Below are 12,204 nucleotides of genomic sequence, written 5' to 3'. Positions count from 1 at the left end.
TGCGCGCCGGTCTATTTGTAGACGATCTTGAGTTGCTGCGAAGCTTGCACCTTCTTGCTGCGTGCGAGATCGCGAAAGACAATGTCGAACGTGTACTTGCCCGGATCGAGGGGCGCTTTCAGGCCCATGTTGAGGTACACCTTGCGGGTATCCGCACTGATTTCGAGTTTGCCCTTGCCTGAAAATTTCTGAACATCGGCTTGCTCGAACAGGACCTTGCCGCTCTCGTCGGAAATCCGAAGATCGGCAACAATCTCATATTCGCGCAAGCCGTCGATCGTGCCCCTGACACCGGCGTTGTCGAGAACCGCGCGGATCCAGATCCTGTCATCGGCCCCGTAAACATTGTCTTTCCGAGGTGGCGGAAGTTCCTCCTTGTCGGCACGATCATCGACCAGATAGACCTTCGAAATCGACAGGTCTGGAAGGATCATGTCCTCCACGATCGGTCCTGGGTCGACAATGACGGTGCCGTCGTAATCCTTGGGAATCCGCGGGGCCGGCCCCGTATTTTCCTGCGCGTTGGCGAAATGGAACGGCGCTACCACGACCGCGACGACTGCCAGTGTCCGCATGTTTCCCTCCACATGCGCCGGCCCAAGGCGTAATCTTCAAGCGAACAGCCGCCACTCCGTTCGTGACAATACAATCGAGGACGACAGGCGCCCCATTCATTGTCGGTGTTTGTCAAAATGATTGGATCGGGATGAAGTTCCGGTTTTCGTCGGTATCGATTGCCGCACATTCCTGGTTGCAGAAATACAACCGTAACATGCGTCAATCCCCGAGAGAAGCACGTAGCAGCAATCCCTCGCCGACCGGTTCGTTTTCCGACCTGGTCCGAAAATGGCTCGGGGCAAAGCCCAGAACCCGTTTGAAGGCGCGACTGAACGACGCCTCCGAATCGTAGCCGAGTCGCTTCGCAATAACCGCGATCATCAGTCGATCCCGGGACAGCCATCGGCGTGCCTGGTGCATGCGGACGCGGGTGACATAGCGTGCTGGGGTTTCGCCGACGATCTCGGCAAAACGCTGAGCGAAGCCGGAGCGCGACGCGCCCATGGCCCTGGCGAGCGCCACGACCGTCCAATCGCGGCTGGGATCGAGATGGATCGCCGCCAGCACACGACCAATCTGCGGATCCCTGACCGCCGCGATCCATCCGGTGGCATCACCGCAGCCGCTCTCGACCCAGGCCCTGACAATCGTCGCCGCGAGCACGTCCGCCAAGCGCGCGAGCATGCCGCCAGAACCGACGCGGTCGGTCGAGACTTCGCGCATCATCGCCTCCAGCAGATGTGGAACGCTTGGCTCGTTTTTCGCCAATTCGTGGGCGCGCATCACGTCTGGCATCAGCGTCAGCAAAGGGTGCAAATTGTCGATATTGAACAGCATGCTGCCACAGAAAAGCAGCGTCGTCGGCCCGTCGCCAAAGCAGGATATGTCGAAGATGTTGTTGCCGCAGAGCGGCTTGATCTCGAAGCGCTCGAGCGGCGTGGCCGGCACGCCGGGCGTGCTTGCCAGAATGTGCTCGGCGCCGCGCGGCACCAGAACGGCGTCGCCGGGCTTCATTTCGACCCATTCCTGCGAGGGCATCAGCAGGAAGCACCTGCCGGCACCGATGAAGTGGAAGCGCGCGGCTTGCTGCGCCGGGAATAGGATGCCCCAAGGCTCGGCCATCACGCAGCGGCCATAGTCGACACCGTCGAGCCTCAGGCCGCGCATCATTTCCGTCAGCGGGTCGCCGGTTGCGAGCATCAGCGGTTTGGACGAACGGTCAAGCATTGTGGCTTTTCTAACATGGAAACTCCAAAGGGTCACTCCCTATCTTGGTCCGGACCATCTGGAGAATCCGCATGTCCGACACTACAGCTGCCATTGCCGAGCTTGAGGCGCCCGCAAATTCAGACGAGCGAACAGAGCCGCTCTGGGCGGCCGTCGTTTCCCTTTCACTGGGCGTGTTCGGCCTGGTCACGGCCGAGTTCCTGCCTGCCAGTCTGCTCACCCGAATGGCGAGCGATCTCAACATCACCGATGGCGCTGCCGGCCAGACGGTGACCGCAACCGCAGTGGTCGGCGCCATCGCCGGACTGACGCTCGCGATCTTCACCAGGAAGATCGACCGCAGGCTTGTGCTGTGGACGCTGACACTGCTGCTCGTCCTGTCGAGCCTTCTGGCCGCCACGGCCACCGGGCTCACCACGCTTCTCGTCGCACGCGTGCTGCTGGGGATCGGGCTGGGCGGCTTCTGGTCCATGGCCGGCGCCCTGACCATGCGGCTCGTGCCGGCGCGGCTGGTGCCGCGCGCGATGTCGATCGTGCTGACGGGCGTTTCCCTCGCCACCGTTTGCGCGGCCCCGATCGGCGCCTATATCGGCGACTTGTGGGGCTGGCGCGCGGCTTTCGTCCTTTCCGCCGCCGTCGGCGTGGTGGCGCTCACGGTGCAGATGCTGACCATGCCGAAACTGCCGCCGGTTGGCGCCTCCAGCTTCCGCACACTGTTCGAGTTGCTGAAGCGACCCTCGCTGAGGATCGGGCTTGTCACCCTGCTACTGGTGATCTCCGGCCACTTCGCCGGCTTCACCTATGTACGACCGTTCCTGGAGCAGGTCCCCGCCTTGCAGATCGAGGCGATCTCGCTGGTGCTGCTCGCCTATGGCGTCGGTGGCTTCTTCGGCAACCTTGCCGGCGGTTTCGTCGCCGAACGCAGCATCAAGGCCGCGGTAAGCCTGGGGGCGCTGGCGATCGCCGTCATGGCCTTGCTGATGATCCTGTTCGGCTCATCGGGAATTCTGGCCGGCACGGCAATCGCGGTCTGGGGCTTCTTCTTCGGCTTCCTGCCGGTCGGATTCCAGAGCTGGACGCTGCGCGCGGCGCCGGACCAGGCGGAAGCGGCCGGCGGCTTGCTGGTGGCAGCCTTCCAGATCGCAATCACCGCGGGCGCAGTGTTCGGCGGGCTGCTTGTCGACGGCTTCGGCCCGCTCGGCGCCGTGACTTATGCCGGACTGGCGGCGGTGCTCGGTGCGGCGCTCGTCTTCACGCTCGGCCACAGGGGATTGCCGCGGAATCCATAGGATCATGCCTCGCTGCGCAAGCGACAGAATCGCAGCGAGGGTGGCTTATGTTCGATCCGTCAGATAGGCCGGCAGGTCAGCGATCGAATTAAGCACCACATCGGCCAGCGGCATCAGGCTTTCGCGTGTTCCCGTGCCGCTGAGCACGCCGATGGCGAAGGCGCCGCCCGCCTTTGCCATTTCGAGGTCGTGCCGATTGTCGCCGACCATGGCGATCTCGGACGGCTTCAATCCGGTCAGGTCGGAGAACGCATAGATCGAATCCGGCGCCGGCTTCGGATTGGCGACAGCGTCATATCCGTAAGCGGCGTCGAACATCTGTGCGATGCCGAGCGCGAGCAGGGTCTTCTCCGCGCCGCCCGTCGAATCGTTGGTGGCAAGGCCGATGCGGAAGCCTTGTCCGTGCAGGCTGGTGATCGCCTCCCGGCTTCCCGGCAAGGGAACCGACTTTGCGGCGCCGTGGTCTGCCGTGAACGCGTCGAAGCCGATAACCATGGCCTGCCGTTCGGCTGCCGGCACATTGGGATACCAGAGCGCCACGATATCGGCATTGGTGCCCGCGGCGAACACCGAATCCGCCTTGAAGCAATGTTGCTCGAAATCATAACCGGCCGCTTCCATCAGCCGGTCGGCGCGGTCGCGGTCGCCGCCGGCGGCCTGCAACGCCATGAGGTCGCCCACTGCAAACCACGTCGCCTGGAAATCGACCAGCGTTCCATCCTTGTCGAACAGGATTCCCTTGATTACCGGCACCCGCCTACTCTCCTGCCCGCAATTGGTGGATATGGCGCACCAAACCCGCGGTGGAGGCATCGCTCTGGGCGGCATCGGCTTTGCCCTCGACGACAGGCAAAAGATTGGTCGCCAGTTCCTTGCCGAGTTCGACGCCCCACTGGTCGAAGGCATTGATGCCGAACAGTTGCGCCTCGACGAAGACGCGATGCTCGTAGAGCGCGATCAGCCGGCCGAGCGTTTTCGGGTCGAGCTTGCGGTAGAGGATGGTGACCGACGGACGGTTGCCAGGGAAGACGCGATGCGGGGCGATCGCGTTCACATCGGCCTCGCTCATACCTTTGGTCAGCATCTGGCGGCGCGCCTCCTCGAGCGTCCGCCCTTTCATCAAGGCTTCCGACTGGGCCAGGCAATTGGCCAGCAGCAGATCGTGGTGGTGCTTCAGTTCCGGCTCGTGGCCCTCGGCTGCGGCGAGGAACTCGATCGGGATCACGTCGGTGCCCTGGTGCAGCAGTTGGAAGAATGCGTGCTGGCCGTTGGTGCCCGGTTCACCCCAGACCAGCGGGCCGGTGGGAGTCGCAATCGGCGTGCCGTCGATGGTGACGCGCTTGCCGTTCGATTCCATGTCGAGTTGCTGCAAATAAGCCGGAAACCGCGACAGCCGCTGGTCATAGGGAATGATTGCGCGCGCCGGGTATTTGCAGATGACCCGGTGCCAGTAGCCGATCAATCCCATGACCGCCGGGATGTTCTGCAACAGCGGCGTCGAGGCGAAATGCGTGTCCATTTCATGCGCGCCGGCGAGGAACCCGCGAAAATCCTCCGGGCCGACGGCGATCATGATCGGCAGGCCAATGGCTCCCCACAGGGAGTAGCGGCCGCCGACCCAATCCCAGAAGCCGAAGACGCGGTCCGGCGCGATGCCGAAGCCTGCAACCTTGTCGAGCGCTGTCGACACCGCCGCGAAATGCTTCGCCACGGCCGCCTTGCCGAGTGCGGCCTCGATCCATTTGCGGGCCGTCTCGGCATTGGTCATCGTCTCGACGGTGGTGAAGGTCTTGGAGGCTATGATGAAAAGTGTCGTCTCCGGCTTCAGGCCTTTCAGCGTGTCGGCAATGTGGGCGCCGTCCACATTGGAGACGTAGTGCGCGCGCGGCCCGTCGTGATAGGGCGCCAGCGCCAGCGTCGCCATGGCCGGACCGAGGTCCGAGCCGCCGATGCCGATGTTTACGATATCGGTGATCTTCTCGCCGGTGGCACCGGCAGCGCGGCCATCGCGCACCGCATCGGCAAACTCCGCCATCGCGTTGAGCACGGCGTGGACTTCGGGCATCACATCGACGCCGTCGACAACGACGCCCTTGTCGGTGGGATTGCGCAGCGCCGTGTGGAGCACGGCCCGATGTTCGGTGGCGTTGATCTTGTCGCCGCGCAGCATGACGTCTCGGCGCCCGGCGACATGGGCCTTTTCCGCGAGATTTTCCAGCAGCTTCATCGTTTCCCCGGTCACCGCGCATTTCGACCAGTCGAAGAGAAGGTCGTCGAGCCCCAAGGAGAATTCGGCAAAGCGGTTTGGATCAGCGGCGAATGCGGCACGCATGTCCATCGTCGACGAAGCACGGTGGTCGCGCAGTGCGGAAATCGCAGCGCTCAAGGGGTGTTCAGCCACGTTCAAAACTCCTTGCAGAATCCGTAATCCGCGCGACCATACCAGACCTGCCGCACTTTGAAGCGACGGCATCACCCACCATTCGAAAATTTCCGCAATGCAGTGGCCCAAGCGAATGGTTCACTGGCATAAATCCTTTCGATTAGAAAAATTCATTGGTGCAACGGTTTGGACCAGGAATACAAATTTGTGGGCCAGCGGGATTCTTCGTCGCAAGCTAGGAAACGCATTATGCCACAGAGAAACGACACAGCGATCTGGTCCGGACTGTTCCGGATTTCCGCCGAGTCCGGGCAAACCCTGCAAGCGCAGATCCGCCAGGCCATCGTGGCCGCCATCCTCGACCGCCAGATCGCCGCGTCGATGCCGCTGCCGTCCTGCCGCATCCTGGCGGAAAAGCTCGGCGTTGCGCGCGGCACCGTCGTGCTGGCATTCCAGCAACTGGTCGATCAGGGTTTTCTCATTGCGCGCGAACGGCGCGGGCATTTCGTCAACCCCGAGGTTCTGGCGACGCCGGCGAAGCCGGCACAGAAGACCGCCGACAACACGGACCAGATCGACTGGAAATCCCGCCGGCGCATCGCCGCCAGCGAAATGCCGCGGCCTCTGAAGCAGGACAACTGGATCAAATCCTCCTACCCGTTCGTCTACGGCCAGTTCGATCCGGGGCTGTTTCCGACCGCCGAGTGGCGCGAGTGCAACCGCATGGCGCTGGCCGTGCTCGAAATCCGCAACTGGGCAGCCGACATGGTCGACCGCGACGACCCGCTGCTGATCGAACAGATCCAGGCGCGCCTGCTGCCGCGTCGCGGCATCTTTGCCAACCCGGACGAGATCATCGTGACGCTCGGCGCGCAGAATGCGCTCTACATGCTGGCGACGCTGCTGATGGGCAAAGGCTCCAAGGTGGCGATGGAAGACCCAGGCTACCCGGATGCACGCAGCATCTTCAGGCTGGCCGGCGCCGATATCTTCCCGACACCGGTCGACAGCCAAGGCATTGTTACGGCTTCCATTCCGTCGGATTCCGGCTTCGTCTTCGTGACGCCCAGCCACCATTGCCCGACGATGGTGCCGCTGAGCGCCGAGCGCCGGCAGGACCTGCTGGCGCGCGCCAGCCGCCACAACCAGATCATCATCGAGGACGGCTACGACAGCCAACTTCTCGATGAGGCGCCGCAGCAGGCGTTGAAGAGCCTCGACCGCTCCGGCCGTGTCATCTATGTCGGCTCGATGTCCAAGACCCTGGCTCCGGGCCTGCGGCTCGGCTACATCGTGGCGTCCGCCGACCTGATCGCCGAGTTGCGGGCGCTGCGCCGCTTCATGCTGCGCCACCCGCCGGCAAACAACCAGCGCGCGGTGGCGCTGTTCCTGTCGCTCGGCCACCACGAGGCGCTGGTGCGCCGCATGTCGGCCGCATTCGACGAACGCCGCAAACGGTTGGTCCACGCGATCTCGGCCTTCCTGCCGGAATGGCGCTCGACCGACTCCGCCGGCGGAACGTCTCTCTGGCTCGAAGGCCCGCGCGGCACGGACTCGCGCTCGCTGGCCGAGGCGGCCGCGGCGCGCAGCGTGATCATCGAGCCCGGCGACCGCTTCTTCGACGAGATGGAAAAGTCGTCGCGCTTCATGCGGCTGGGCATTTCCTCGATTGCGCTCCAGCATATCGAGCCCGGCATCCGCGAACTGGCGACTGCGGCGGGGCGGCGTCCGGCAGCAGCCTGAATCATCCACTGACTAACTGCCATCCGGCCAGCATCGCGCTGGCCCAACCTGGTACATTCGACCGCATTTCGTGGCACAAACCTCTCGGACCAACTCCGCTGCATAGTTTCCCGAAATGGGGAATGGAGCAGCACCGACGACCGCGATCAAACGGCGCGAGGCTGCTCAAAAAAGCGGAGCTAAATGCATGTCCGTGGTTGTCGAGCAGCCGGAATCAACCAGCGATAGCCGTTCGCGGCGCTCGGGCGGCAGGGAAGCGCGGCGCGCCATGCGCGCGGCGCCCCTGGCCGACGACATCCGCCCTGTACGTGCCGGTCTTGAGGGCGGCAGGTACAAGGCATTGGGCCAGAATGATCTCGAGCGTATCCATGAAGCGGTTCTCACACTCCTTGAGACGGTCGGTTTCGCCAACGCAATTCCGAGTTGCATCGAGGCGCTGACCCGGGTCGGGGCGCGTTACGGTGACGACGGCCGCATCCGCTTCCCGCGCGAGCTCGTCATGGCGACGGTCAGGAACGCGGCGCGACACTTCACGCTGCACGGCCAGGATCCCAAACACGACATGCAGGTGCAGGGCAAACGCGTGCATTACGGCACGGCGGGCGCCGCCGTGCATGTCGTCGACGTGGAGAAGCGCGAATACCGCGAATCCCTGCTGCAGGATATCTATGACGCGGCGCGGCTCGTCGAAGGACTGGACAACATCCACTTCTTCCAGCGGCCGATGGTGCCACGCGACATTCCCGATCCGCTCGATATGGATTTCAACACGCTCTATGCCTGCGTGATGGGAACGACGAAACATGTCGGCACCTCGTTCACGGTACGCGAGAATGTCGCCCCGGCGCTGGAACTGCTTTACACGATCGCTGGCGGCGAGGAGAATTTCCGTGCCCGGCCGTTCGTGTCGAACTCCAACTGCTTCGTCGTGCCGCCGATGAAATTCGCCGAGGACGCCTGCGGCGTGCTCGAGGCCTGCGTGGAAGGCGGCATCCCGATCCTCCTGCTTTCGGCCGGCCAGGCCGGCGCGACGGCTCCGGCTGCGATTGCCGGGGCTGTCGTCCAGGCGGTGGCCGAAGTGCTCGCCGGCCTCGTCTATGTCAACGCGCTGAAGCCCGGCCATCCGGCGATATTCGGCACCTGGCCGTTCGTTTCGGACCTTAGGACCGGGGCGATGTCGGGCGGCTCGGCAGAGCAGGCGTTGCTGACGTCGGCCTGCGCGCAGATGGCGCAATTCTATGACCTGCCGGGCGGTTCGGCCGCCGGCATGGCGGATTCCAAGCTGCCGGACATCCAATCGGGCTACGAAAAAGGCATCACCAATGTGATGGCCGGACTGTCCGGCCTGAATCTCGTTTATGAATCGGCCGGCATGCATGCCTCGCTGCTCGGTTTCTGCCTCGAAAGCCTGATCATCGACAACGACATGCTCGGTCAGTGCCTGCGCTGCGTGCGGGGCATAGAGGTCACGGACGAAGCACTGTCGATCGACACCATCGCCGAAGTCTGCCTGAACGGCCCTGGGCATTACCTCGGCAACGAACAAACGCTGCGGCTGATGCAGACGGAGTATTTCTATCCCGCCGTCGCCGACCGTTTCAGCCCCAAGGAGTGGGGTGAGAAAGGCAAGCCCGATCTTTTGGGGAAGGCGATCGAGGAAAAGAAGAGGGTCCTGGCGTCGCGCTTTCCGCACCATGTACCCAGGCACCTCGACGACCAGTTGCGCATGCGTTTCGGCGACCTCATCCAGTTGCCGCGCAGCGGCATGGGCGGCTGAACGCCGCTTGCCCGTCTATTGATCGGCAATGCGGATCGCGACTTCCGTCTGCCATTTTTTCTGGTCGGGCTCGGTTCGCGGATCGGTGATGTAGGTCTCGATCCGGCAGGCGAAGCGGTCGCCGGCTGCGGTTTCCTCGACATCCCATCGGATGCCCTTCTCCTTCGCCCAGCCGATCAGCACGGCGTTGACGTCGAGAAGATTGCTGTAGGGACCGTGGTAAAGCACCATGCCGTAGCGTCCCGCCGGCAATGTGCCGGCGATGAAGCGTCCCTCGCCCTTCACCAGAGCGGATGTCGGCGCGCCGAATTCGATCTCAAGTTTTCCTGCCATGTCGATGATGTTGTATTTCAGGAACGGCGCTGCTTTCGGTTCGATCTCGTTGTCGCCCATCCAGCCGAACAGCTCGCCGAACGAGCGGTCGACCGCCGACTTGATGTCGGTCATGGCCAACGTCTTCCTGATCGCCACATAAGGCCGCGCAGCGCGTTCGATAATTGTCGGCAATGTCAGCATTTTCGATCTCCTCGTTCTCTTCGGAACGAGGACGAATGAGCGGCAGCGATTCCGACAATCTTTTCGAAATATTTCGGATCAGCGACCCTGGTCAGCGCTGAGGCCGTAGCGCTCGACGACCTCCGGATTGATCAGCTTCGCGTGCAACGCGAGCAAGATAATCTGCGCGTCGAAGCTTTCGCCGGCATCCAGCGCCGTGTCGATGCGGCGCTCCGTAGCGAGCAGCCGTGCATGCCCGTTGATGCGCTCGAACGCCGCGGCGCCGGCGATGCAATAGCCGAACAGCTCGGCCACCGGCGGATAGGCCTGCTGCGGCGGTTCGTCGGGCCAGTGGTCCTTCATCAGGTTGACGATGGTGAGCTTGACGCCTTCCGGCACCAGAGCGGGGTGCAGGTCGACGGCGCGCAGCGCCTGGTCGAGCTGGCGCAGGTCGCCCGAGCGGCCGAACATGCCGAAGAAGCCGAGAGATGAGCGCCGTCTGGCCATGATGCTCCTGCCGATATCTCCGGGATGTAGGAGCAGCGGCGCGGGAAAACAAACCGCGCCGCGCCGCGCAGAAACGCGTCGCGCCGAACAGGATCGGCGGCCGCGTTTCAGATTCCTTGATTTGATGCATGTCGTTATCCCGAAACCGAGGACACTTTCGGGCGACATGCATTAGTGGTTGTCGCGTGGGATCCCCCTGGTCTGGGCGACGCGCTGGTATTTGACAGCCGGCTTCAGCACCATGCCTTGCGCCAGCTGGTCGACCATGCCGCGCTGGATCTCCTGCCATGGCGTCTGATGAACGGGGAATTGGTAACCGCCATTGTTCTGCAGCTCGGCGCGGCGGCGCACGATCTCCTCATCGGTGACGAGAATGTCGGCGGTGCCCTTCTTCAGGTCGATGCGGACGCGGTCGCCGCTTTTCAGCAGCGCCAGCCCGCCACCGACGGCGGCTTCAGGCGAAGCATTGAGGATGGAGGGGGAGCCAGACGTGCCGGATTGCCTGCCGTCGCCGATGCACGGCAGCGAGTGGACGCCCTTCTTGATGAGATAGGCCGGCGGCTGCATGTTGACCACCTCGGCGCCACCGGGATAGCCGACCGGACCGGCGCCGCGCATGAACAGCACGGTAAACTCGTCGATGCCGAGCGCCGGATCGTCGATGCGGGCGTGATAATCCTCCGGCCCGTCGAACACCATCGCCTTGCCTTCGAAGGCTTCCGGGTCCTTCGGGTTGGAGAGGTAGCGGTCGCGGAATTCCGGCGAAATGACGCTGGTCTTCATGATGGCGCTGTCGAACAGATTGCCCTTGAGGTTGATGAAGCCGGCATGTTCCTTGAGCGGGCTCGCCACCTTGCGGATGACCTCGGTGTTGAGATTCTCGACGCCCTCGCAATTGTCGCCCATCGACTTGCCGTTGACGGTCAGCGCCTCCGGGTGCGGCAGCAGGCCGGCGCTCATCAATTCCATCACGACGGCCGGCACACCGCCGGCCCGGTGATAGTCCTCGCCGAGATATTCGCCGGCCGGCTGCAGATTGACCAGCAGCGGCACGTGGTGGCCGAGCTTCTGCCAGTCGTCATTGTCGAGCTGGATGTCGAGATGGCGGGCGACGGCGTTGAGGTGGATCGGCGCATTGGTGGAGCCGCCGATCGCCGAATTGACGACGATGGCGTTTTCGAAGGCCTCGCGCGTCATGATATCGGAAGGCTTGATGTCCTGGTGCACCATTTCGACGATGCGCTTGCCGGTCTCGTAGGCGATCTGGCCGCGCTCGCGGTACGGCGCGGGGATCGCCGCCGAGCCGGGCAACTGCATGCCGAGCGCCTCGGCCAGCGAATTCATCGTGGTGGCGGTGCCCATTGTGTTGCAGTAGCCGACCGACGGGGCCGACGACGCCACCAGATCCATGAATTCGTCGTAGTCGATCTCGCCCGCGGCGTGCAGTTCGCGGGCCTTCCAGGCGATGGTGCCCGACCCCGTGCGTTCGCCGCGATGCCAGCCGTTGAGCATCGGTCCGACCGACAGGGCGATCGCCGGGATGTTGACGGTGGCCGCCGCCATCAGCAGTGCCGGCGTGGTCTTGTCGCAGCCGATGGTCAGCACGACGCCGTCGAGCGGATAACCGAACAGCACTTCGACCAGCGAGAGATAAGCAAGGTTGCGGTCGAGCGAAGCGGTCGGCCGCTTGCCGGTTTCCTGGATCGGATGGCAGGGAAATTCAAACGGGACGCCGCCCATCGCCTCGATGCCGGCGCGCACACGCTTGGCAAGCTCGATGTGATGGCGGTTGCAGGGCGACAGGTCCGAGCCGGTCTGGGCAATGCCGATCAGCGGCTTGCCGGATTGCAACTCCTCGCGGGTGAGGCCGAAATTCAGGTAGCGCTCAAGATAGAGCGCGGTCATGCCCGGATTGTCGGGATTGTCGAACCATTCCTGCGAGCGAAATTTCTTTTTATGCGAACCGGGGCCGGCCATCGATGTCTCCGTATTTGTAGGACAAATCGATATGGCAACGCGCGAAGACAGGCAAGGCCCTCGATAGGGTCCAGCGGCCTGTGCTTTGTTGAATTCACGTGCTTTGCTCGTTCGAGCCATCCAGCACGCGCCTCTCCGTTGCCACGCTCCGGTTTTTGCCGGCCTGGCCATTGGGAGGCTGTGGTGCCTCCCGTGTGAAAAGTGTGGGGGAGGCGGTGCGCGCCTGCCGGACGGACCGACAGCGCTGT

10 protein-coding genes are annotated in these 12,204 nt (G+C 63.5%); 3 read left to right on the top strand and 7 right to left on the bottom strand.

Features of this window, described 5'->3' with window-relative positions; all coding sequences use genetic code 11:
* Positions 1 to 11: 11 nt before the first annotated feature.
* Together OHD58_RS25075 and OHD58_RS25070 are read right to left on the bottom strand one after the other, a co-directional pair.
* Positions 12 to 575 (bottom strand): hypothetical protein, encoded by a 564-nt coding sequence (locus OHD58_RS25075; RefSeq protein ID WP_263806390.1) that lies wholly within the window; start codon positions 573 to 575, stop codon positions 12 to 14.
* Between the two features lie 202 nt (positions 576 to 777).
* Positions 778 to 1,785: an AraC family transcriptional regulator gene (locus OHD58_RS25070; RefSeq protein ID WP_263806388.1), complete on the bottom strand. Its 1,008-nt coding sequence runs from the start codon at positions 1,783 to 1,785 to the stop codon at positions 778 to 780.
* A 71-nt stretch (positions 1,786 to 1,856) separates the two neighbouring features.
* On the opposite strand from OHD58_RS25070, the gene OHD58_RS25065 reads away from it, so the two are divergent.
* Positions 1,857 to 3,074 carry an MFS transporter gene (locus OHD58_RS25065; RefSeq protein WP_263806385.1) on the top strand — a complete coding sequence of 406 codons (1,218 nt, stop codon included), beginning with the start codon at positions 1,857 to 1,859 and terminating at the stop codon, positions 3,072 to 3,074.
* A gap of 45 nt (positions 3,075 to 3,119) precedes the next feature.
* Here the strand turns inward: OHD58_RS25065 and OHD58_RS25060 are convergent, their stop codons facing one another.
* Positions 3,120 to 3,827 carry an HAD family hydrolase gene (locus OHD58_RS25060; protein WP_263806384.1) on the bottom strand — a complete coding sequence of 236 codons (708 nt, stop codon included), beginning with the start codon at positions 3,825 to 3,827 and terminating at the stop codon, positions 3,120 to 3,122.
* A 4-nt stretch (positions 3,828 to 3,831) separates the two neighbouring features.
* Positions 3,832 to 5,475: a glucose-6-phosphate isomerase gene (pgi, locus tag OHD58_RS25055; RefSeq protein WP_263806383.1), complete on the bottom strand. Its 1,644-nt coding sequence runs from the start codon at positions 5,473 to 5,475 to the stop codon at positions 3,832 to 3,834.
* Positions 5,476 to 5,706: 231 nt separating this feature from the next.
* Here pgi and OHD58_RS25050 point away from each other — a divergent pair, with 231 nt between their 5' ends.
* Both OHD58_RS25050 and OHD58_RS25045 read left to right on the top strand, forming a co-directional pair.
* The gene (locus OHD58_RS25050; protein ID WP_263806382.1) at positions 5,707 to 7,200 is read left to right on the top strand and encodes a PLP-dependent aminotransferase family protein; all 1,494 of its coding nucleotides are present in this window, start codon (positions 5,707 to 5,709) and stop codon (positions 7,198 to 7,200) included.
* Positions 7,201 to 7,387: 187 nt separating this feature from the next.
* On the top strand, positions 7,388 to 8,977 hold the full coding sequence (locus OHD58_RS25045; protein ID WP_263806381.1) for a trimethylamine methyltransferase family protein: 1,590 nt from the start codon (positions 7,388 to 7,390) through the stop codon (positions 8,975 to 8,977).
* Between the two features lie 15 nt (positions 8,978 to 8,992).
* Here OHD58_RS25045 and OHD58_RS25040 read toward each other — a convergent pair whose 3' ends face one another.
* The 3 genes from OHD58_RS25040 to OHD58_RS25030 form a co-directional block, all read right to left on the bottom strand.
* Entirely contained in the window at positions 8,993 to 9,493 is a 501-nt protein-coding gene (locus OHD58_RS25040) for a GyrI-like domain-containing protein (protein WP_263806379.1), read from the bottom strand.
* Positions 9,494 to 9,571: 78 nt separating this feature from the next.
* Positions 9,572 to 9,979: a hypothetical protein gene (locus OHD58_RS25035; protein WP_263806378.1), complete on the bottom strand. Its 408-nt coding sequence runs from the start codon at positions 9,977 to 9,979 to the stop codon at positions 9,572 to 9,574.
* Between the two features lie 171 nt (positions 9,980 to 10,150).
* Positions 10,151 to 11,956: an IlvD/Edd family dehydratase gene (locus OHD58_RS25030; protein ID WP_263806377.1), complete on the bottom strand. Its 1,806-nt coding sequence runs from the start codon at positions 11,954 to 11,956 to the stop codon at positions 10,151 to 10,153.
* Positions 11,957 to 12,204: the final 248 nt, after the last annotated feature.

This window comes from Mesorhizobium sp. ZC-5 (assembly GCF_025753855.1).
Lineage (GTDB): Bacteria > Pseudomonadota > Alphaproteobacteria > Rhizobiales > Rhizobiaceae > Neomesorhizobium.
Note: the sequence above shows the minus strand (reverse complement) of the source record. Positions and strands in the feature narration are given on the sequence as shown.

Coding starts and splice junctions, on each gene's coding strand:
- OHD58_RS25065 (WP_263806385.1), top strand. CDS start 1,857: ATGTCCGACACTACAGCTGCCATTGCCGAGCTTGAGGCGCCCGCAAAT.
- OHD58_RS25075 (WP_263806390.1), bottom strand. CDS start 575: ATGCGGACACTGGCAGTCGTCGCGGTCGTGGTAGCGCCGTTCCATTTC.
- OHD58_RS25040 (WP_263806379.1), bottom strand. CDS start 9,493: ATGCTGACATTGCCGACAATTATCGAACGCGCTGCGCGGCCTTATGTG.
- OHD58_RS25070 (WP_263806388.1), bottom strand. CDS start 1,785: ATGCTTGACCGTTCGTCCAAACCGCTGATGCTCGCAACCGGCGACCCG.
- OHD58_RS25030 (WP_263806377.1), bottom strand. CDS start 11,956: ATGGCCGGCCCCGGTTCGCATAAAAAGAAATTTCGCTCGCAGGAATGG.
- OHD58_RS25050 (WP_263806382.1), top strand. CDS start 5,707: ATGCCACAGAGAAACGACACAGCGATCTGGTCCGGACTGTTCCGGATT.
- OHD58_RS25045 (WP_263806381.1), top strand. CDS start 7,388: ATGTCCGTGGTTGTCGAGCAGCCGGAATCAACCAGCGATAGCCGTTCG.
- OHD58_RS25035 (WP_263806378.1), bottom strand. CDS start 9,979: ATGGCCAGACGGCGCTCATCTCTCGGCTTCTTCGGCATGTTCGGCCGC.